Source organism: Pseudolactococcus chungangensis CAU 28 = DSM 22330, assembly GCF_002441885.1.
Classification (GTDB): Bacteria; Bacillota; Bacilli; order Lactobacillales; family Streptococcaceae; genus Pseudolactococcus; species Pseudolactococcus chungangensis.
Window position 1 is genome coordinate 153748 of record NZ_JXJT01000002.1, and the last position, 21037, is coordinate 174784.

Annotated in this window: 25 protein-coding genes and 1 pseudogene; all 26 read left to right on the forward strand. The window is 38.6% G+C overall.

Features of this window, described 5'->3' with window-relative positions; genetic code table 11:
* Nucleotides 1-17 precede the first annotated feature (17 nt).
* On the forward strand, nt 18-443 hold the full coding sequence (locus RR45_RS02095) for a universal stress protein (RefSeq protein ID WP_031366589.1): 426 nt from the start codon (nt 18-20) through the stop codon (nt 441-443).
* Nucleotides 444-500: 57 nt separating this feature from the next.
* On the forward strand, nt 501-932 hold the full coding sequence (locus RR45_RS02100) for a terminase small subunit (protein WP_031366590.1): 432 nt from the start codon (nt 501-503) through the stop codon (nt 930-932).
* The gene (locus RR45_RS02105; RefSeq protein WP_031366591.1) at nt 925-2187 is read left to right on the forward strand and encodes a PBSX family phage terminase large subunit; all 1263 of its coding nucleotides are present in this window, start codon (nt 925-927) and stop codon (nt 2185-2187) included. The genes RR45_RS02100 and RR45_RS02105 overlap by 8 nt, the downstream gene beginning before the upstream one ends.
* Nucleotides 2188-2201: 14 nt before the next feature.
* Nucleotides 2202-3656, forward strand: a complete 1455-nt coding sequence (locus tag RR45_RS02110) for a phage portal protein (protein ID WP_031366592.1) — start codon at nt 2202-2204, stop codon at nt 3654-3656.
* Nucleotides 3649-5352 carry a phage minor head protein gene (locus tag RR45_RS02115; RefSeq protein WP_143188715.1) on the forward strand — a complete coding sequence of 568 codons (1704 nt, stop codon included), beginning with the start codon at nt 3649-3651 and terminating at the stop codon, nt 5350-5352. Before RR45_RS02110 ends, RR45_RS02115 begins: the two co-directional genes overlap by 8 nt.
* 3 nt (nt 5353-5355) lie before the next feature.
* Nucleotides 5356-5574 carry a hypothetical protein gene (locus tag RR45_RS02120; protein WP_031366594.1) on the forward strand — a complete coding sequence of 73 codons (219 nt, stop codon included), beginning with the start codon at nt 5356-5358 and terminating at the stop codon, nt 5572-5574.
* A 184-nt stretch (nt 5575-5758) separates the two neighbouring features.
* On the forward strand, nt 5759-6337 hold the full coding sequence (locus tag RR45_RS02125) for a phage scaffolding protein (protein WP_031366595.1): 579 nt from the start codon (nt 5759-5761) through the stop codon (nt 6335-6337).
* 17 nt (nt 6338-6354) lie between these two features.
* Nucleotides 6355-7269, forward strand: coding sequence for a hypothetical protein (locus RR45_RS02130; RefSeq protein WP_031366596.1), 915 nt, complete (start codon nt 6355-6357; stop codon nt 7267-7269).
* Nucleotides 7270-7280: 11 nt separating this feature from the next.
* Nucleotides 7281-7562 (forward strand): hypothetical protein, encoded by a 282-nt coding sequence (locus RR45_RS02135; RefSeq protein WP_031366597.1) that lies wholly within the window; start codon nt 7281-7283, stop codon nt 7560-7562.
* Nucleotides 7563-7592: 30 nt separating this feature from the next.
* Nucleotides 7593-8123, forward strand: coding sequence for a hypothetical protein (locus RR45_RS02140; protein ID WP_031366598.1), 531 nt, complete (start codon nt 7593-7595; stop codon nt 8121-8123).
* Complete coding sequence (locus RR45_RS02145) at nt 8123-8437, forward strand: head-tail adaptor protein (protein WP_072353457.1); 315 nt, start codon at nt 8123-8125, stop codon at nt 8435-8437. Before RR45_RS02140 ends, RR45_RS02145 begins: the two co-directional genes overlap by 1 nt.
* The gene (locus tag RR45_RS02150) at nt 8437-8835 is read left to right on the forward strand and encodes an HK97-gp10 family putative phage morphogenesis protein (protein WP_031366600.1); all 399 of its coding nucleotides are present in this window, start codon (nt 8437-8439) and stop codon (nt 8833-8835) included. The genes RR45_RS02145 and RR45_RS02150 overlap by 1 nt, the downstream gene beginning before the upstream one ends.
* Nucleotides 8835-9212 carry a hypothetical protein gene (locus RR45_RS02155; protein WP_031366601.1) on the forward strand — a complete coding sequence of 126 codons (378 nt, stop codon included), beginning with the start codon at nt 8835-8837 and terminating at the stop codon, nt 9210-9212. Before RR45_RS02150 ends, RR45_RS02155 begins: the two co-directional genes overlap by 1 nt.
* Nucleotides 9213-9833, forward strand: coding sequence for a hypothetical protein (locus RR45_RS02160; RefSeq protein ID WP_031366602.1), 621 nt, complete (start codon nt 9213-9215; stop codon nt 9831-9833).
* Nucleotides 9834-9888: 55 nt separating this feature from the next.
* Nucleotides 9889-10131: a hypothetical protein gene (locus tag RR45_RS02165; protein WP_031366603.1), complete on the forward strand. Its 243-nt coding sequence runs from the start codon at nt 9889-9891 to the stop codon at nt 10129-10131.
* Entirely contained in the window at nt 10128-10649 is a 522-nt protein-coding gene (locus tag RR45_RS02170; RefSeq protein WP_031366604.1) for a hypothetical protein, read from the forward strand. The genes RR45_RS02165 and RR45_RS02170 overlap by 4 nt, the downstream gene beginning before the upstream one ends.
* 68 nt (nt 10650-10717) lie before the next feature.
* The gene (locus RR45_RS02175; protein ID WP_143188716.1) at nt 10718-10966 is read left to right on the forward strand and encodes a hypothetical protein; all 249 of its coding nucleotides are present in this window, start codon (nt 10718-10720) and stop codon (nt 10964-10966) included.
* A complete protein-coding gene (locus tag RR45_RS02180; RefSeq protein WP_072353458.1) occupies nt 10956-13250 on the forward strand; it encodes a phage tail protein in 2295 nt (764 codons plus the stop codon). The genes RR45_RS02175 and RR45_RS02180 overlap by 11 nt, the downstream gene beginning before the upstream one ends.
* 10 nt (nt 13251-13260) lie before the next feature.
* The gene (locus RR45_RS02185) at nt 13261-14724 is read left to right on the forward strand and encodes a distal tail protein Dit (protein WP_031366607.1); all 1464 of its coding nucleotides are present in this window, start codon (nt 13261-13263) and stop codon (nt 14722-14724) included.
* A complete protein-coding gene (locus RR45_RS02190) occupies nt 14724-16448 on the forward strand; it encodes a phage tail spike protein (RefSeq protein ID WP_031366608.1) in 1725 nt (574 codons plus the stop codon). Before RR45_RS02185 ends, RR45_RS02190 begins: the two co-directional genes overlap by 1 nt.
* Nucleotides 16449-16464: 16 nt before the next feature.
* The gene (locus RR45_RS02195; protein WP_031366609.1) at nt 16465-17586 is read left to right on the forward strand and encodes a hypothetical protein; all 1122 of its coding nucleotides are present in this window, start codon (nt 16465-16467) and stop codon (nt 17584-17586) included.
* Nucleotides 17586-17756 (forward strand): hypothetical protein, encoded by a 171-nt coding sequence (locus RR45_RS02200; protein WP_096823131.1) that lies wholly within the window; start codon nt 17586-17588, stop codon nt 17754-17756. The genes RR45_RS02195 and RR45_RS02200 overlap by 1 nt, the downstream gene beginning before the upstream one ends.
* A gap of 40 nt (nt 17757-17796) precedes the next feature.
* A pseudogene (locus tag RR45_RS11130) lies at nt 17797-19422 on the forward strand (hypothetical protein); the annotation flags it as partial.
* 15 nt (nt 19423-19437) lie between these two features.
* On the forward strand, nt 19438-19626 hold the full coding sequence (locus RR45_RS02210; RefSeq protein ID WP_031366611.1) for a hypothetical protein: 189 nt from the start codon (nt 19438-19440) through the stop codon (nt 19624-19626).
* A gap of 16 nt (nt 19627-19642) precedes the next feature.
* The gene (locus RR45_RS02215) at nt 19643-19969 is read left to right on the forward strand and encodes a hypothetical protein (RefSeq protein WP_031366612.1); all 327 of its coding nucleotides are present in this window, start codon (nt 19643-19645) and stop codon (nt 19967-19969) included.
* Nucleotides 19966-21037: GH25 family lysozyme (locus tag RR45_RS02220; protein WP_096823132.1), on the forward strand; the 1072-nt coding region annotated here is incomplete at its 3' end. The genes RR45_RS02215 and RR45_RS02220, both read left to right, overlap by 4 nt.

Consider the following 21037-nt stretch of genomic DNA (forward strand, 5'->3'; position numbering starts at 1 on the left):
TTAAGGAGATGATTATTATGCATAAACAGTATAAGAACATTCTAGTTGCTGTAGACGGATCTGAGCAATCTTACAATGCAGTATATGAGGCCATTGAGACTGCAAAGCGAAATGAGGCTAAGCTCACGGTCCTTACAGTTAAGGAGGTCAACAGATATTATGATGAGTTTGATATGTCTGTGGTAGATACCTCTAAGATTAATGCTGTAGCAGAAAGTATTTTATGCCAGGTTGATAAACTAAATACTGATGGAGTTGAAATTCAAGAAAAAGATATGTTCGGGGATCCTAAAAAAGCTATCCTGAAATATGCTAAAGAAAATGAGATAGATATAATATTCATTGGCGTAACAGGTAAAGGGATGATAGATAAATTTTTCATAGGTTCTACAACACAATATGTTGTTAATCATGCGACATGTAATGTTATGGTAGTGCGGTAGTATAAAGAAGGCTGTGATGAAATTCACGGCTTTTTGTGTAGATTGGAGGTGAACAACATGACAATGACTGAAAAGCAAAAGAAATTCTGTGATTACTTTATCGAAACGGGTAATGCGACTAAGGCTGCTATTTTTGCTGGATATAGTCAAAAGACAGCCAAACAGATAGGTCAGCAGAACTTGACAAAACTTGACCTTAAAGCCTATATTGATGAGCGTTTGAAACAATTGGAGGATGAGCGCATCGCAGACGCTGCTGAGGTAATGAAGTTCTTGACCTCGGTAATGCGTGGAGAGGTTACAGAACCAGTTGCAATACTTGACGGAGATGGATATCAAAAAGTAGTAGAGTTAAAGCCAAGCGTACAAACTAGACGATCAGCTGCGGTTGATATTGGTAAGCGTTATGCGCTGTTCACTGACAAGACCGAGGTGGCTATCACTGAAATGCCTGTGTTCGTGGATGATATAGGTGAGCCAGATGGTTAAAAAACTATCTGAGCTAATTCCTAAGGCCTTTTACTTAACTTGGCGGGCAACACTTAACTCAAGTATTTTAAACATTGTTGAGAAAGGTGGGCGTGGTTCAGGTAAGTCATCAGACATAGCACATATCATCACACAGCTGCTTATGCGCTATGCAGTTAATGCGGTTGGTATACGTTATGTTGATAATACACTAGAGCAGTCTATCTATGAGCAAATGAAGTGGGCCATTGAAGAGCAGGGCGTCACACACTTATTCAAATTTAATAAGTCTCCTCTGCGCATCACCTACAAGCCCCGTGGTAATTACATGATATTCCGAGGGGCACAAAACCCCGAACGCATTAAGTCATTAAAAGACAGCAAATTTCCTTTCACTATTGGTTGGATAGAGGAACTGGCAGAATTTAAAAATGAAGATGAAGTAACGACTATCACCAACTCTCTTTTACGTGGAGAATTGGCTGATGGTCTTTTCTATAAATTCTTTTACTCATATAATCCACCCAAACGCAAACAATCGTGGGTAAACAAGAAATATGAATCATCTTTTCAACCAGCTAATACTTACGTACATCACTCTACTTACTTTGATAACCCGTTTATCTCTAAAGAGTTCGTAGCAGAGGCTGAGGCCACTAAAGAAAGAAGTCAATTAAGATATGACTGGGAGTATTTAGGTAAGGCCATCGGTTCTGGTGTTGTTCCCTTCGATAATCTACAGGTTGAACCTGGATCAATCACTGATGAGATGGCTGCTAACTTTGATAATATCCGCAATGCAGTTGACTTTGGTTATGCTACTGACCCACTGGCGCACGTGCGTTGGCATTACGACAAAAAGAAAAATGGTATCTATGCGATTGATGAGTATTACGGTCAGAAGATTAGTAATAGGCAGTATGCTAAGTGGTTACATCAAAAAGGGTATGCGAGTGACACAATACTAGCTGATAGCGCAGAGCCTAAGAGCATTGCAGAGCTTAAGACTGAACATAACGTACCACACATTAAAGGGGTCAAGAAAGGTCCTGATAGTGTTGAATATGGTGAACAGTGGCTTGATGATTTAGATTTTATCTGTATAGATCCACTACGAACGCCTAAAATAGCTTGGGAATTTGAAAACATAGACTACCAAACAGATAAAGATGGTAATCATAAGCCGCGATTAGAGGACAAAAACAACCACGCGATAGATGCAACACGGTACGCTTTTAGTGAAGATATGAATAAAGCGAATAAATGGCTAGTGTAAGAAAGGAGAATTAATTGGATATAAAATATTTGAAGTCTGACAACCCAAGTATTTTGTCAAGATTTATAGATGATGCTGTAAAAACTGACAGACAAAGTCCTATTAAGGAAAAAATGTCAGAGGGGCTCAGATACTATGATTATAAGCATGACATCTTGAAATTTAGGTTGTTTTATTATAACGAAGATGGGAAGCTTGTTGAAGAAACGAATCGCAGCAATATAAAAATTCCTCATGCTTTCTTCACTGAACAGGTCGATCAGAAAGTCCAGTATCTATTGTCAAATCCAGTTGAGTTTGAAACTGCTGATACTGAATTAAAAACCTACCTCGAAGAGTATATTGACGATGATTTTCAGTTAATGCTGCAGGAAATGGTGGAAGGTGCAAGTAAAAAAGCTTATGAATTTGCTTATGTATACCGTGCAACTTCAGGAAAGTTACTTTTTAAAGTTGCTGATAGCCGCAAGGTTGTTGTTATCTACGACGATATGAACGAAGTGATTGCTATTATTCGTTACTACGACACGGATATCACCAAAGATAATAGAAAAGTAACAGTGACTAAAGCGGAACTGTGGGATACTGAGAAAACGTGGTTCTTTGTTTCTTCGTCAGATTATAATAATCGTTTCATTTTGGATGAGTCACAAGAAATAAATCCGAGATTTCATCAAGTTGTTGAAGATAGTGATGGAAATTTATTAGGAAAAGGTTTCGGATATATCCCTTTCCTGAAGTTATCAAACAACAAGAATGAAAAGACAGACCTTGAGCCTATTAAGGCGCTGATTGATGATTACGACTTGATGGCATGTGCATTATCTAACAACTTGGTTGACTTTGACCATCCGATCTATGCAGTGAAGGGGTATCAAAGTGATAACTTAGATAACCTAGTCACTAATTTAAGAACTAAAAAGACAGTTGGTGTTAGTCAGGATGGGGGCATAGATGTCAAGACTGTTGATATCCCAGTTACTGCACGTAAAACGAAGTTAGAAACAGATAAAGAGGCTATTTATAAATTTGGAATGGCTTTCGATTCCTCACAGGTTGGTGACGGTAATATCACAAATATTGTCATTAAGTCACGATATTCGTTACTTGATTTAAAATGCAATAAGACTGAAATTCGATTACGTGCATTTATTAAGCAGCTATTGGATATAATCATTCAGGATATCAATGATCGATATCATAAGTCTTTTAAAAGACAACAAGTTGTAGTTGTTATTACACGTTCAACACTGATCAATCAAACTGATAGCGCCGATACTGAAAAAGTAGAAGCTGAAACTAAAGGTCAGCTAATACAAAACCTACTGGATGTGGCCCCGTATCTGGATGATGAGTCCCTGCTCAAAAAAATCTGCGCTGTACAAGAGTTAGATTATGATGAAGTTGTGCAGCGTTTAGGCTCCCAAGATTTCAGTCCATCTAAAAAGGATGTGATTGATAGTGAATAAGTATCAATCTGAGATTGAGAAGTTACTCCAAAAATCAGAACAGGATTTATCCAAGGAACTTTTGAAGGCTTATCAATCTGTCTATAACGAAGTTAATGATCAGGTCAGACAATTAGTTGAAGATACTGAAAAGCTTAACTTTAGTCAAAAAATGCAGGCTGAACGTTTGAAACTTATTAAGCAACAACTGCAAATAAACATTGACGAGCTTCAGAGTGTTAATAATCGTAAGATTTACAGTTACTTGGATACTGTAGGGCGAACTGGTTATAACGAATTGTTTTATGAATTCGAACAAACAATAGGTATACCTATCAGTTTTAGTATGCTTGATACTAAAACGATTGAGACGATTATCCAAACGCCTGTAGCCGGTCGTAAATTGTCAACAAGGCTTCAAGGCAATGTTACTAAGCTTAAGCAGTCAATTAATCAAGAGCTGACACGAGGTTTCGCGAAGGGCCTGGGTTATGATAAGATGGCTCAGCGCATTTCAAACGTTGGAGATTCTAAGTACAGACGTGCCATGACAATTGCAAGGACGGAAGGTGGTAGAGTATCAGCTATCACACGTCAAAAGTCTCAAGACGATATCACCGCTAAAGGTGTTGAAATTCAAAAACAATGGTCTGCCGCCCTTGATATGAAAACTCGTAGCGATCATGCTCAGCTCGATGGCACGACAATTCCAATCAAAGAATACTTTAAAGTAAGTGGTTATAAGGCTTTGCAACCTCATATGTTCGGTGAAGCTAGTGAAGATTGTAACTGCAGATGTCGGACAATATCAGTTATCAAAGGTTATGAGCATAAGCTAAGACGTGATAACGAGACGCACGAGGTTGGGGCGTACCAAAATTATCAAGAATGGCTAGACGGTAAAGAAAATGTTGTTAATTCAAGCAAAAAAGCATATACTGGAATTAAGGACATAGAGGCAATAAAAGGTTATATGTCATCTATTGATTTTAGTTCAGCTAGTCATACCGACATCACTGCTCTTGGTTCATTAGTTAATAGCAAATTTGATGTCAGTTCTAAATTAGGAGATAAGGCGGCACTTAAAAAAATATTCTCTAATTTCAGAGAAATAGGTGGAGCTGTTCCAAAAGACGGATGGGCAAAAGGTTCTGCAAAAGACTCTAAATCAAGACTTGCGGAGGCTTTCTCGTTCTATCCAAAAGAATGGGCAGAATATGCGCACGCTAACGGAAAGACCATCTATTCCAAAAATGTGGAACGTGGATTTTTCAGTGATGTGGGATTAAAAGGGAGAACATGGCGAAGTGGTATAGTTGATAATGGCGTAAGTATTATGCTTAGTAAGAATAGCAATACTGTAAGTTTCCATGAGATCGGTCACTACGTTGAACACTTCAATCCTGATGCACTGAGGCTGTCCAAGGAGTTTCTTGCATATCGAACAAAAGGCGAGCAAGAAGAGCCGATAAAAAACATGTTATATTGGTATGGTGTTAATGAAAAAACTAAAAAAGATAATTTCATAACACCATACATTGGTAAAACCTATTCTAATGCCACAGAAATTTTGAGTGTGGGATTAGAGAGTTTATTTGAACCGGGTAAAGGGCAACTTTTTTCTCAGACCAGTAGAAGGTCTGAAGTAGTGATGAAAAAGATATCTGATGATACAGAATATCTTAACTTCATAATCGGTATGATATTGAAAGGATAATGTATGGATAAGTTCGAACTTTTAGAAGCCGAATACGAGCAGCATTTTAAAGTCCCTTTTCCAACTAGAATTATAGGGTTTTGGGACCCACTTCACGACAGTGTAGAATACATTGAAAGTGAAGGGTTTGAGAAAATGAAAGCTGCAGTTGATAGTGCTATAGCTAAAAATGAACCCATTGAAGAACTACCAAAAGATGTATGGGAAAATGTAATTTTCTAAAGCACTCAATCTTTATGACTGTGTGCTATTTTCATAGTCAAACAAAGCATTTGTCACATAGACAGGTGCTTTTCTTATTGTCCAGGCATTATGACATTAAACTGATACCAACTCACCGAACGAGCGGAATATCTCGTAACTCTAACTGGGACCTACCAGAATAAAAGGAATGGAGAACGTTAACATGGAATGGATCAAAACTATTTTGGCCAAACACTTGAAAGAGGATGGCACACTTGACCTCGAAGCAGCGAATAAAGAAATTGACGCGGAATTTCCCAAAAACGCTGTGCCGAAGGAAGATTTCAATAGCAAAGTAAACGAACTTAAATCAGCTAACGATACAATTAATACATTGCAAGCTGATAATAAGGACGTTGAAAAACTTCAAACTGAAATCAGTGACTATAAGTCTAAAATCGAACAGCTCGAAACTGAACGAGAAACTACTGCAACTCGTGCAACACTTGAAAAAAGTTTGCGAGATGCTGGGGCAAAAGACATTGATTATCTTGTATTCAAACTTGGAGAAGTTGAAAAAGATAAAGATGGTTCGATTAAAGACCTTGACAGTAAAATTAAGGATTTAAAAACCACTTATGCTAACCAATTTGACCCCACTGTAGATAATAAAGGTGGGGGTGGTGGAACAGGATTCAAAACCATTGAAAATAATTTGAACGATGGGAAACAATCAGATACAGACCTCACAGCACAAATGATATCAGCATTTACTTCTGATATCCCAACTACAGAAAAATAAGAAAGAAGGAACTTCACATGTCAGCTATTTTAAACTACGCAGAAGCCTACCAAGCAGGATTACAACAACGTTATGCAGCAAATGGGTTGCTATACACTCAAAAATTATGGAATTCACCATCAAACAGTGTCCTAAAATTCAGTGGCACTAAAACCATCAAAGTTCCTAAGTTATTAATCAAAAACGGTCGTAAGGATCGAACACGTCGCTCAATCACAGCAGTTGAAGCTAACTATGAAAACCAATGGGAAACTTACGAGCTGACCAACGAGCGATACTGGTCAACATTAGTAGATCCAATTGATGTTGACGAAACTCAACAAGTAACGTCAATTGCTAACATTACAAAAGTTTACAACGATGAAGAAAAAATCCCAGAAATGGATAAACAAATGGTATCAAGTTTGTACGCACGTAAAGCGGCACTTGCTACTGACGGTTCTGGGATTGAAACAGTTACTTTGACTAAAGATAATTTCTTGCCAACGTTTGATAAACTCATGACTGAGATGGATGAAAAGGGCGTGCCTACAACTGGACGTACTATTTTCTGTACACCAACCGTTCGAACCCTCATCAAGAATTTACAACAATTCTCTCGTACTGTTCCTGTTCAAAATAATACAGGAGATATTAACCGTATCATCGCTCGTTTAGATGATGTAACTATCGAACCAGCGATCCCATCAGATCGTATGAAAACTCTATATGACTTCACAACTGGTGCTGTTGTAGATCCTACAGCTAAACAAATTCAATTTTTCCTGATCCACATTCCATGTATGGCAGCGCCACAAAAATATAGCTTTGTTGGACTTGACGCTCCATCTGCTGCGAACAGCGGAAATTGGTTATATTACGAACAATCTTATGATGATGTTTTAGTATTTGAAACTAAACATGACGGTCTGGCATTTGTTATTGAAGCCTAGAAAGGATTAAAATGAAAGTTAGAAAAGAAAATCGGGTCTTGACTGTTGATGAGGCTGATAAAGCCTTCTATTTATCAGAGGGATATGATGTAGTTGAAGCGAAAAACGGTGAGTATGTTGTCTCTGAAAAGGCGACTGGTGGCCGTACTTATTCCATTGCTGAATATTCTAAGCTCGAAGCTGAAAATGCTGAATTGAAAGCTGAAAACACAAGTTTGAAAGCAGCTACTAAAAAGCTTAAGGCTGAAAATACCGGAAAAAATACCGAAAAGTCTGAAAAAGCTGAAAAATAGCTCGTCTTTCTTTAGAAAGGGGGACATCTTTTGATTATTGACTTAGATACAGCCCATAATTTTAAAGTCGATGTTACTCAGGAAGAGCTTGATGGGCTGGAAGAAGCTATTAGAGCTTATACTAATAACAACTTTCAAGTCCGAAACGTTCGTCTTGAGGATGTGGTATTTACTTCTAGCTCGATTACTTCTCCGGACAGTACTTTAGGTTTTAAAAAGGGTAACACTATTCAAGTGTCAAATGATAAGTATAATAACGGCTTGTACTTTATTGAAGCGGTTGAGGATAACGGATTGACATTTGAAACTGATTCTTTCATACCCCACAAAGCCACTGATACGCTTGTCACGCTTGTTAAATATCCAGCTGATATTTTATTTGGTGTTCAGAAACTGTTGAAATACAGTGCTAAGATGGACGATAAAATAGGGGTTAAGAGCGAGAGTATTTCTCGCATGTCAAAAACTTATTATGATGTTAATGCTACAGAAAATATTGAAGGATACCCAGCAGCTTTGATGACCTTTTTGAACAAATACAAGAAATTGAGGTGGTCATGATGGCTACTTTTTTTGTTGAACGGTATGCAGAAGTAGGACTAAATCGTTTAAAAGAGCCAATTTATCAATGGCAACGTGATAGCGATCCAGTGAATGGGTGGTTTGATATGCTAACAGGAGATGAAGCCAGCAGTACTAATAGTTTCATTGCAGAATCAAGCCATATTTTTGTTACAGAAGATGTGACATTGGATGTTTCATCACAATGTCGCCTATACAATAACAAGTCTGGGCTAACTTTTGAAATAACTTATGTCGATAATCCAGTCGAATTAGACCACCACCTTGAAATTTACTGTAAGCGGGTGGTCTAATGGTCTTCAAAGATAATTCAATGGAAGGCAAAGAAAGATTAAAAAAGGCTGCTGCTAAATGGTTACTACAAGCGTGCATATTAGTCGAGGGTCAAGCGGTGCTTCTAGCGCCAGTCGCGACATCTAGGCTAAAGCAATCTATAGACTATATCGTCGATGATGATGAGCTTGTTGGGTATGTCGGTACTAATGTTGATTATGCTATCTATGTAGAGTTTGGGACGGGGGAGTTTGCTGAGAATGGCAATGGTCGAAAAGGCGGATGGATGTATATAGACCCGAGTGGTGAATGGTTTTTTACATGGGGAATTGAGCCACAGCCATACTTACGGCCAGCTTTTAGACAAACAAAAGGGCAAATAGAGGCGTTAGCAAAGTCAATATTTGGGGAGGTTTGATGATTGATTTAATTTCAGAGTTGACAACAGCTTTCAGGACAGTTGTACCGGAAAGTTTTTACTTAAAAAACAACAAAGAAACAGTTATCTATCCCTATCTAACTTTTTCTTATACTGGGGAACCTTTGGCCAAAAATATTAAAGGCTTTTATCTAGATGTGGATATTTTCGACGATAAAGGGAAAGATAACGAAAGAATTGAACAAGCAATGTCACAGCTAGTCGATTTTGTGGATAATGATGATAATCGTATCATGACAGATGAGTTATTTATCCGTTTTGATTACATTAAGCCTAATCCAATACCGACGAACTCAGACACTTTGCAACGCAGATACGCACAAATTTATGTGCGTGCAGATTGGAGGAACAAATAAATGGTAACTACTAGTGAAACACTACCTAAAAGTGGCTATACAGCGGATACACCTAAGCGCTATCTACTTAATGCCGGTGCGTTAGTGCGTAACCTTACATGGGATAGCTCTGTACTTAAATGGAGTTATGACGAGTTTGGGGCAACGAGTGGTGGTTCTAAGCTGACACTCAAAAATAACTTGCGACAAGTGGAAGTTGACGGGATATTCACGACACCCGTTGGTGGAGATATGATTGAGTCGAGTGAGGGGACCTTTGAAATCAATGTGATTGAACATACTCGTGACAATATCAAAATGTCTCTATTTGCAAATAGCAAAGATTCTTCAGGAACCGATTTTCCTGATGGGTATGATGTTATTACGCCTAAGCAAAAAATTGATGCCACTGATTATATCCAAAATCTTGCATATATTGGAACAATTAGTGGTTCTGATAAACCAATTATTATCATCATGGCTAATGCAATTTGTACATCTGGTCTTGAAATTGAGGTCAAGGATAAATCTGAAGCAGTTGTTACACTGACTTTTGATGCACGTACACCAGCAGGAGACGTCTCAACAACGTCACTGCCAGTTACAATCCTTTTCCCTAAAGAGCCAGTGGGTGAAGCATAATCAAAGAAGCATAGTCCATGGCTGTGCTTCTTTTTTGTAGAAAGTAGTAAAAATTATGAAGTATAAAGTGATTTATCCGTTTATTGAAAACGGTAAAAAATATTGGTCGGGCGATACATACGCAAACGACGACAAAAAACGCATTAAGGCTCTTGCGAGTACAGATAACAAAATCTGTAAAGTTTTGATTGAAAAAATCGACGACACGCCAAAAGAAAAAGCTGAAGTCGAAACGACTAAAAAAGTCGATGGCGCACCAGAAACATCTGAAACCAAATCGGAAGGAAAAACTAAATGACTAACAAATTGACTGATGAACAAATCAAAGCAGTAGAGCTGAAAAAGGCTGAAAAAAACACAAAAATCAAAGAGCGTCTTTTGGGTTACAAAATGCGTGAACTGCAGGCAGATGATATTTTTAAAATTATCGAGATTGTTAATATCTTGAATGTTGCTGATCTCGTAACAGAATTCTTGAAGCAGCAAGATGCAACTAAAATCAAATCTCAAAAAATGCAAGGTTTGTCCGTTATTGCAAGTCAATCAGACGATAATAAAAAAGAATCGTTGACTGACCAAATCAAGACAATTCAACAAGATATTTCGTCACAAAGTTTCGAGTATGTCAGTAAGGCTGTTAAATTCGTTTTGGTTCACTCAGCGGAAATCAAAACAGAGCTTAATGGATTATTGGCTGACTTGACTGGTAAAACACCAGAGGAAATTGGTAAGACAAATATCGTCACTTATTCTTTACTTGTAAAGGATTTTTTCGTCAAGCCGGAATTACGAGAAGTGTTCGAGTTGCTCTCTTAATTCAAAATCATGGTGGCATGCATAAGCTGAGAGACACGCTATTTAAAAGATATAGCGATGTCTCTTTTTTGTTATCTACAATTAAATGGCGAGATGTGCCTGACTTCCTAATCACGATGTTTGAAGAACAATCTAACGATGAATTATGGCGTATTTACTTGTCAAATCCGCTTAGAGAAGATACTTTTAATGACTTTAAGCAAAAGATTTTAGAAAGTAACAGACCTAAAGAGCAAGTCGAGCAGGAGGCACAGGCAGCGGCTAGACATGCGCTTGATATGTTGGATAGTGTGGGAGGTGATTCATTTGGCATTTAATATATTCGAATTATCGGGCAAAATTAGTGCTGATAATAAGCCGGCAAATGATGCTATTGACGAGACAACTGGCAAGGCCAAGGAATCTGGATCAATATTCAGCACTCTAGGGAATGGTTTAAAAGTTGTCGGTGCAGGTATGGTAGCAGTAGCTGGTGTTGCTGGAGCTGCCGCTGTTGGACTAAGCAAAAAAGTTATCGGGGCATACGCAGAGTATGAACAGCTTGTCGGCGGTGTAGATACGCTGTTCAAAGAAGCCTCTAGTAAAGTTCAAGGTTTCGCTGATGATGCCTATAAAACTGCAGGCATGTCAGCAAATGAGTATATGGAGACTGTGACAGGTTTCTCAGCTAGTTTAATTCAGTCTCTAGGTGGAGACACTCAAAAAGCGGCAGACGTTGGTAATCAGGCGGTTACTGATATGTCTGATAATGCCAATAAAATGGGTACGGATATAACCAATATTCAAAATGCTTATCAAGGTTTCGCAAAGCAAAATTACACAATGCTTGATAATTTGAAACTCGGATATGGTGGGACTAAAGAAGAAATGCAACGGCTTCTAGTTGACGCTGAGAAGATATCAGGCGTCAAATACGATATTTCTAGTTTTGCCGATGTAACCGAAGCTATCCATGTCATGCAAACACAGATGGGGATCACTGGAACAACTGCAGCAGAGGCAGCGGACACAATCAGCGGATCAATCGACAGTACAAAGTCAGCATTAACCAACTTATGGGCTGGCTTGGGTAATCCTAAAGCAGACATCCAGAAACTCGTCAACGATGTGACAAGTTCATTCGGCAATGTCGTCAAAAACATCACGCCAGTACTTAATAACATCGTAAAAGCTATGCCAGCCTTACTAAATGGTATTGTTTCAGCTATTGGTAGTATGTTGCCGACCTTGTTGCAAGCATTCACGTCGCTATTTACTCAGGTACTTCAAACTATTTTGGTGCTACTTCCAGGCTTAATTCCTGTATTTGTCAAGGCAGTCATGACAATCGTACAAGCGATTATTGATAATCTGCCGTTACTAATTGGTGCAGCGATTCAATTAGTGACAACGTTAGTGCAAGGTATAGCATCCGCATTGCCTACACTAATTCCAGCAGCAGTTCAGGCGATTGTGACAATCGTTCAAGGACTGATTGATAATTTGCCCCTGTTACTAAATGCAGGGCTACAACTGATAACTGGACTAGTTAACGGATTAATCACGGCGATACCGATTTTAATCGCAGCATTACCACAAATTATTACTAGCTTGGTTACTTTCTTTGTAACTTCTATACCGATAATTATTAATGCAGGGATACAACTTTTGACAGCGCTAGTCACGGCTTTACCACAGATTATCGCAGCAATTGTTTCTGTTTTGCCCCAAATTATAAATGGTATCATAACTGCTCTAATAGCAGCGTTGCCACAATTAATAAATGCTGGTATTCAGTTATTTCTAGCGTTAATCAATGCGTTACCGCTGATTATCTCGACAATAGCTGGAGCTATGCCACAGATTATTAACGGGATAACGAGTGCCTTAATCGGTAATATTGGCCAGATTATTAATGCAGGTGTGACGCTTTTGGTTGCAATAGTCCAAAACTTGCCACAAATCATGACTGCAGTTGCTGGAGCTATACCACAGATCATCTCAGCTCTAGTCAGTGCTTTGGTTAATGGTGTTGGCCAGATGGCCAGTGCAGGTCTTAAGCTGATTACTGGCGTTAAGGATTCTTTCACTAACATTAACTGGGCCAGTATTGGATCAAATATCATTAGTGGTGTTGCCGGAGGGATTACAAGCGCAGCAGGTCAATTATTAGACGCGGCCGCTAACGCAGCAGGTAATGCACTTGATTGGATGAAGAAAAAGCTAGGTATCCACTCACCATCTCGTGTCTTCAGAGATGAAGTTGGTAAATGGATACCTGCAGGTATCGCAGTCGGTATTGAGGCAGAAGGTGACACAATTCAAGATGCACTAGATTTAGTTTCTAATGGATTGAGTTTTGATACAGGAGATCTTGGTGCTAATATTATTGATCCCGCACAAGTTTCATCTATTGGATATAGCGCTCAAAGTAATGGTGCACACTCAATCGCAGATGAGCAAAATTCATTATTGAAACAGATAATTGAAATTCTGGCGAGAATATTTGATAAAGATTTATCAGTTTATCTTGATGGCCAGCTTATATCTCAACAGACATATAAATATGACAGAAAGAATCAAGAAAATGATGAAAATCGTAACCGGTTAGTTTACGGATAGGAGGTAAACATTGATAGGTAACAATAAAATGATTGTAGATGGCTTTGATACAAGCGACACGTTCATTATCCGTAAAGTTAATCGAGGCTTTACTGGGATGTACTCAAACAAAACGGATTTAATGCGCTTGACTCAAAGGAAGATAACAGAAAGAACAATCAATGTAGAAGTTACTCTAATCTCTACATATGGCTTGAATGAACTGAAAACAATACTAAACAAGTCATCAACAGTTAGATTTGTTTTTAGTGACGATAAAGATTGGTACTGGGACGGTATTCTGGATACTAGTAAAATAAATAGTTCCTATTTGGGTGCAGATATTTCGCTTGAAATACTTGTGCCAGATGGTATCAAACACGCTATCAATCCTAAAGGATCTTATACAGCCGCGCAAGGAACAGATGGTCGCTACAGCGTAACAATCGTCAATGAAGGTAATTTAGATGTTCCAATTACCATGACAGCGACCATGAACGCCGAAAACGGATATATTGGTATGTACACCGATTACGGCATTACTGAGATTGGAAACAAGGAAGAGAGCGACACTGAAGATTATGTAAGTGCTACGACTATTCTGAATACAAATGACTTTTCAGAGTTTACGCGACACACAGGAGCTAATCCAGAAAATTCAGCAAAAGGAAATGACGGATACGCTGCTATCAGGTCAGAGGGAAGCACTAACTATTTTCATCTGTCAAATGCTGGTACTAATAATAATTATTGGCACGGTGCTTCTTATGTTTATGACTTTCCAGCTGACGGCACTGGTCATGTTGGTGCTAAAAATGTTTATTGTTATTTCAATGCTGTATTTTGGGCTGGAATGATGGGTCAGACAGGGCAAATTCAGGTGTTATTTACAGATGCTAACAATCACTTAGTAATGGGATATGACATCTATAAAAACGATACGAAAGGAAATAGTGGCGTATGGGCTGCTTTGGCTGGTGATGGAAATGGAGGTAAGAAGATACTTAAAATTAACACTTTCCAGACAAGCCATTTAGACAAAGATAATCCATTTAACAAGCCACGTGGGCACGCTGATATTTACAAAAATGGTGCTAAGCTCAGATACTACTGGTTTGGTAGCTATCCAGAATTTACAGTACCAGAATTGAAAGATGTCGAAATTACCAAGTGCTACATCAATTTCTACCAGTTAGCCAATCGGACTGGAAATCAACTGATGAGCTACTTTGACCTAAGGCGCATGATGATCAGAAATGACAGCGCTGAGTCAATTCGTGACATTAAAAATAGGTATCAACCAGAAACAACGGTTAAGATGACAGGAGCCGACAGCAAGGTCTATGTCAATGGTTTGCCAAAATTGACTGAAAAAGTCGACGGGTCTAACCTCTTCACAATACCGCCTGGCGAGACGACGATTTACTTCCAATGTTCTGATTGGTGTACAACACCACCGACTTATCAAATCGAATTTACGGAGGCTAATTTATAATGCAATTCCATATTTTAGATGAAAACTATATCCCAGTTGCTGTCATGGATAATGAATTGCCGGAATCAATCCATTATCAAAAATCAAAATTTCATCAATTTTTAACAGGATCAGCAAACTTTTTTGATTTTGAAACATCAAAGTTGCATGTTGATAGTGATAAGTTTCAGGTCGGTTATTGGATAGCGTTTAGGTATGACGATCGTGACAGATTGCTATATATTGACAATATAGCAGAAGCTGAGCGAGATAAGATGATGACTATATCATCTATTAGCGATAATCTCGACCTTAATAATGAAACAATCCAGCCATTTGCAGCGCCTGAGGCGAAGCCATTTAAGTGGTATTTCGACAAGATCATGTTCGATACTGGTTACGAGATAGGTATCAATGAGATATCTAATTTGACTCGTAAATTGTCTTGGGATAGCGAGATGACAATTAGAAACTTCATTCAATCGGTTGCAACGCAATTCGATAACGCGGAGTTAGATTATGAAGTGCAGCTTAATTCAGATTTCACGGTCAAAAAACGCTTAATCCATATCAAGAAAAAAATTGGTGAAGTGCGCGACGATATTGAGCTGCGTTATAACGAAAATATCAAGACAATCAAGCGAACAACAAGCACCAGCGGACTCTACACTGCGATTCGTCCGGTTTCAAGAGATAACAATGATAAGATTATCGATATCTCTAGTATGCCGGATTGGGAGAAAAAAGACGAAAATGGAAACGTTAAATTTTTTCACAAAAAAGGCAGCACTTTAATTTTTGCGCCGCAAGCAAATGCTCGCTTTGGTAATAGAGGGGCAAATATAACCGGAGGTGGCTATATTGTCTATGACTTTAGCCACGATAATATTTCGCAAAGCGAGCTTTTCAACAGAGCTGCAAAATATTTAGAGGATCACAGTGTGCCGGCAGTAAATTATTTAGTGGAAGGCAAAACAGACGCTAAAATTGGCGATACGGTTAAAATGGTCAACGATGGTTATACGCCTCAATTGCTAACCTCTGCTAGGGTGTTAGAAAAAGTCGCGAGTTTTGATGACGATTCAATCGAGCGGGCAGAGTTTGGCAACTACAAAGCCTTACAGTCTCAAATATCAGCGGATCTGATTGCTAAAATGCAACAGCTGGCCGAGGAGAATGCACCTTATAAAGTTGTAACGCTTACGACTAACGGACTCACATTTAAAAATTCTGAAGGCAGCACTACTTTGACGGCTAGACTGTATAAAGGTAGTAAAGAGATTGCACCAGAAAAGTATGAATGGACGATTGACGGTGTGGTTATCTCAGGATCTAGCGATCAACACGAAATTACAGCAGAGGACATCGACGGCAAGGCTGTTGTACGATGGTCAGCAGCAATCAACAGTGTAGTTGTAGCGATTGATGAAGTTACGATTATTGATGTTTCTGACGGAGCGGATGGTATAAGCCCTATAAATCTGGTCATCGAATCGTCTAACGGATACCAATTTAAAAATAATATCATTAACACAACTTTTACAGTAAAACTTTATCAAGATAATAAAGAGATTGATAAAGATGGTACAAAATTTGCTTATGTATGGACTAAAACTAACTCTGATGGAACAGCAGATACCGCTTGGAATCTTGCTCATCAAACAAGTCAAAAATCAATCATAATAACAAACAGTGATGTTCGGCAGAGAGCTACATTTGATTGCACTGCTGAACCACTTAATTAATAAGGAGAAATAAAATATGTCAATTGTTTCAAGTGGACAAATCACAATCACAGATTTATCAGATGGTATGCAACTCAACGCTTTCATCACAGCTAGCGGAGTTACTACTCAAACTTATGATGCAACAGCTCAAACATGGTCTCCAAGTTACGCGAGTACCGCACAGGTCTTAACACTCAATCTTACTAAAGCAGGTAGTGCAACTTCTGTAGTTAGTGGAGTTTCAGGAACTATTACTTGGACACGATCAGATGGAGCAACAACAACAACTATCACTTCAACTACTAATACTGATACTCAATATATGAGTGGAACTTCAAATAGTGTGTTGACAACAAAAATCAATGTCCCACTTGCTAACTCAGCATCACGATTCACAGCTTCTGGATTATGGATTGACCCTAACACAGGGTTAAATGTTCCGTTCTCAGCAGTTTTAGATTTAACTGTTGTACAACTTGCTAAATCAGCTATTCTTGCGAATGTCTATGCTGGAAATGGTGGGGCGTTCTACAATTCTATGCCTGCAAGCTTAACAGTTAATGCTGATTTGTATAAAGGAGGACAACTTTCCTCAGGTAATAAGCAAATATTCTTTGGTTATTCAGATAGTAGTGTAACTACAACAAGTTCAACTGGGTATAACTCAAATCTTGGATTAGGTTGGCATTTATGCAGTGCATCTACAACTGGTCAAACACCAAATGTAACTGCTGGTACAAATACAACTTCTCAAGGGATACTAACAGTTCTACCAACGGCTATTACAAATGCTCAATCGTTCAAAGCAGTAATCATTGACCAAGCTGGTGGTACGTCGGGTACAGTAGTCAGCGGAATTGTTACGCTTCTTGATTATACAGACCCATTAACTTGTACAATTGATAGTACAGCGGGAAGTATTTTTAAAAATGGTTCTGGTACAACAACATTAACTTGTAGAGTATTCCAATCTGGCGCTGAAATTGATACTGCTGGAACAACCTACACATATAAATGGTCTCAACGTGATCAAAATGGCGTACTAAATGCTAATTTTGGTGGCACAGGAATTCAGTATAAAACCGGTAAAACAATTAGTGTTGTAGCATCTGACATCAATGTCAAAGCTCAATATACATGCGAGGTGAATCAATAATGAAAAGTACATTTTATGCAAATATCGAACTTGGTGGAGAAATCACACAAGTTAGCTTTGAAGCAACAAGTGCAAGTGATGTGATTGAACAAATCTGGCGGACTTACGGTATCTCCACTCCAATTATTGAAATTTGGGATGAGGTGACTGATGACGATAGTAGCAAGTAATAACATCACAGTAAGTAATGTTAATGATGGGACAATAACTCATTATGCGTACGCTTATAGTGCTGATGGCACTGATAGATTCACGACTGTTTATCCTAATTTGAATTTGTTGAAAGGAACCAAAACCTCTAAATCTATAACAGGCAATAATGCTGTAAACCAAGGAGGTTTATTATATAGTTTTGACAATAATAATACTTTAGTCAATCAGGGTTTTAGTGTCAATGATACTATAATCCTTGAATTTGATTGGAGTGCAACAAATCCAGCAAGTGGAAACTTTGTTTTACAATGGCAAGGTGCACCTTGGGGTTTTAATGTACCAACAATAAATTTATCTTCTACTAATGGTTCAGGTCATGTTATACATACTTATAACATTAGAGCTGCAGATGTTGCTTCAACAGCTGTTGCAACAGGTGTAGGATATCGACTTGATAATATTCCAACTAATACTGTAATTACGTTTTCTAATGTAACTATCAGAAAAGCAAAAAGTTCGCAACCTTGGATGCCTTCATCTAGTGAAGTCACAACTGCTGACTGGCCAAGCTATATTGGTCAATATTCAGATTTCTCATCTACAGCATCCACAGACCCTGCTAAATATACGCCTTGGACTATATTTAAGGGAAATGATGGTGTTGGAGTATCATCAACTGTTATCACTTACGCTATTTCAACAAGCGGAACGACAGCACCAAGCACTGGCTGGACAAGTTCTGTTCCCAGTATTGTAAAAGGTCAGTATCTCTGGACGAAAACAGTATGGACATACACGGACAATTCATCTAAAACATGGTATTCAGTAACTTATAATTCTAAAGATGGTACCAACGGTACAAATGGGACATCTGGTATTATTGTTAGTTCAGTAGCGCCAGACAGTCCGCAGACAGGGCAGTTATGGCAAGATACATCTACAACACCACAGCTTGTTAAAAAGTGGACTGGGAACGAGTGGGTGATTTGGGAATTGTATGCTCAGAATTTAAAAGCTGATTCGCTGGAAGCACTATCTGCTAAAATCGGTAAGATAAGCAACACATTTGATAACTCTTCAGGCGGTATTGATAACAAAGGAGAGATTGCAATTGAGGATTCTGTAAAGGTAGTATACTATAATGCTAATACACGTACGACAATTGACTTAGTTACAAGTACAAGTGGACAAGGGTTATTTGCTCAATACTTACCAGATAAAAATGATACTACTAAGTTTCAACAAGCTTGGTATACACCTTCTTATCTTTATTTTTCAGACAGCATAAACAACTGGACCGGTCAAATCACAGCCGAAAATGTAACGCTTGCGCCATGGACTAACTTGACGTACCTATCTGGCTACACAACGGCTGAAAATAATCCTTGCCAATATCGCAAGATTAAAAATTTAGACGGCAGTTATACCGTACAGTTTAGAGGTCAGGTAAAGCCAGTAAGCGGTAGCTTTCCTGGAACAAACTCTGAAAGTAACTTCCAAATTATAGCAAATCTTCCAGTCGATATTAGACCAATTAGACATACGTTTCTGTCCGCTGTTGGGGATATGATGGGGACGCAAACGATTCGTATAGGAGCGCTATCTGATGGAAGGATTCAAGTAGGGGTTCGAGGCACGGCATCGTCGTATATTGGCATCAATTCACTTATATATACCATCTAAACAAAGGAGAAAACTATGAGAGTAACAAACATAACACCAGTTTACGACACAGATAGCGTCATTGTTGAATACCTGATTTCAGTCGATAACGGAGCGACAGATGGCAATTCAGTTAGTGCAAATTTGGTAATTGATGCAACTGATATAGACATCACGTCAATTGCAGAAGTTTGCAAGCAAAAGCTGCTAGAAACGGTTAACTAGAGAGGAAAAATATAAAATGGAATATAAACTAATGGGCATCTCAGTCCTAATTTTGATTATCTTGGTTTTGACTTGGATAAAAGACGGGGAGAAGATGGACCCGCCACTTAAAAAAAGAATGGTTATTGATATTGTGACAATTTGCATTTTTTGGGCAGTGTTTGAGTTTTACAACTATTCAAATTCAAAGACATATGAAAATGAAATCGCATTGGTCGTGAATGGATCATTGCTTTTCTTTTTTGCTCGAATGGTCCAACTGATTTGCCAAATTAACCCGATGATTCAAGATTTGGCAAAGTATATCAAATCAAAAGGTATTAACATGGAGGATGACAAATGAAAAAACTTAAAAAAGCAGTAGCAGTCTTAGCCGTTGGGCTAGGGCTTTTTAATTACTCAACGGCTTTTGCCGCAGTTGGTGACCAAGGTGTGGATTGGGCAGTATACCAAGGTAATCAAGGACAGTTTGGTTATGCACATGACAAGTTTTCAATCTCACAGATTGGTGGTTATAATGGCGTTGGGATTTACTGGCAATCAACCTATGCATCACAAGTGCAGTCATCAATCGCACAAGGTAAACGGGCGCATACCTATATTTGGTATCAAAGTGTGACTAATACGGACTTGGCCAAAAACATCTTAGATACAATGCTTGCCCAAGTTCAAACACCTAAAGGGTCTATTGTTGCTTTGGACGTTGAGGACGGTGTGGCTAATACAGATGTTATTCTTTGGTCGTTGCAGTACATCAAAGATAGAGGATATACACCTTTGCTTTACGGCTATAAGAGCTTTTTAGCTAGTAATCTCGACCTCGATCGAATTTCTAGCAAGTTTGGTCTCTGGATAGCGCAATATCCAGACTACAATGTGACACCAACTCCAAATTACAATTACTTTCCGTCATGGGATAACATCCAGATTTTCCAGTTTACTTCTACTTATGTAGCTGGTGGATTAGATGGCAATATCGACCTATCAGGTGTGACAGATAATGGATATAAAAATGGCAATGCCACTAAACCAGTTACCGAAACACCAGCAATTAATGCAGGTAAAGAAGCCGATAAGGTCAAAGGTAGCGCTAAAGAAGTTGGTATGACTGTAAAAGTCAACTTTAGTTCTCAGAACTATGCGACTGGTGAAGTTATCCCAGATTGGGTCAAAGGGACATCTTACCAAATTATTGAAAAATCAGGCGATAAAGTCTTGCTTGATGGTATCATGAGCTGGTTGAGTGTGTATGACGTTGAGACACTGGATGCGTCAACGAGCGTACCAACTATAAATGCTGGGCAAATTCATATCGTACAATATGGCGAAAACTTAAGTAGCATCGCTTTGAAGTACGGCACAACATGGCAAGAATTGGCACGTATTAACGCTTTAAGCAATCCTGATATTA

Coding starts and splice junctions, on each gene's coding strand:
- RR45_RS02095 (WP_031366589.1), top strand. CDS start 18: ATGCATAAACAGTATAAGAACATTCTAGTTGCTGTAGACGGATCTGAG.
- RR45_RS02100 (WP_031366590.1), top strand. CDS start 501: ATGACAATGACTGAAAAGCAAAAGAAATTCTGTGATTACTTTATCGAA.
- RR45_RS02105 (WP_031366591.1), top strand. CDS start 925: ATGGTTAAAAAACTATCTGAGCTAATTCCTAAGGCCTTTTACTTAACT.
- RR45_RS02120 (WP_031366594.1), top strand. CDS start 5,356: ATGGATAAGTTCGAACTTTTAGAAGCCGAATACGAGCAGCATTTTAAA.
- RR45_RS02125 (WP_031366595.1), top strand. CDS start 5,759: ATGGAATGGATCAAAACTATTTTGGCCAAACACTTGAAAGAGGATGGC.
- RR45_RS02130 (WP_031366596.1), top strand. CDS start 6,355: ATGTCAGCTATTTTAAACTACGCAGAAGCCTACCAAGCAGGATTACAA.
- RR45_RS02135 (WP_031366597.1), top strand. CDS start 7,281: ATGAAAGTTAGAAAAGAAAATCGGGTCTTGACTGTTGATGAGGCTGAT.
- RR45_RS02145 (WP_072353457.1), top strand. CDS start 8,123: ATGGCTACTTTTTTTGTTGAACGGTATGCAGAAGTAGGACTAAATCGT.
- RR45_RS02150 (WP_031366600.1), top strand. CDS start 8,437: ATGGTCTTCAAAGATAATTCAATGGAAGGCAAAGAAAGATTAAAAAAG.
- RR45_RS02155 (WP_031366601.1), top strand. CDS start 8,835: ATGATTGATTTAATTTCAGAGTTGACAACAGCTTTCAGGACAGTTGTA.
- RR45_RS02160 (WP_031366602.1), top strand. CDS start 9,213: ATGGTAACTACTAGTGAAACACTACCTAAAAGTGGCTATACAGCGGAT.
- RR45_RS02165 (WP_031366603.1), top strand. CDS start 9,889: ATGAAGTATAAAGTGATTTATCCGTTTATTGAAAACGGTAAAAAATAT.
- RR45_RS02170 (WP_031366604.1), top strand. CDS start 10,128: ATGACTAACAAATTGACTGATGAACAAATCAAAGCAGTAGAGCTGAAA.
- RR45_RS02190 (WP_031366608.1), top strand. CDS start 14,724: ATGCAATTCCATATTTTAGATGAAAACTATATCCCAGTTGCTGTCATG.
- RR45_RS02195 (WP_031366609.1), top strand. CDS start 16,465: ATGTCAATTGTTTCAAGTGGACAAATCACAATCACAGATTTATCAGAT.
- RR45_RS02200 (WP_096823131.1), top strand. CDS start 17,586: ATGAAAAGTACATTTTATGCAAATATCGAACTTGGTGGAGAAATCACA.
- RR45_RS02210 (WP_031366611.1), top strand. CDS start 19,438: ATGAGAGTAACAAACATAACACCAGTTTACGACACAGATAGCGTCATT.
- RR45_RS02215 (WP_031366612.1), top strand. CDS start 19,643: ATGGAATATAAACTAATGGGCATCTCAGTCCTAATTTTGATTATCTTG.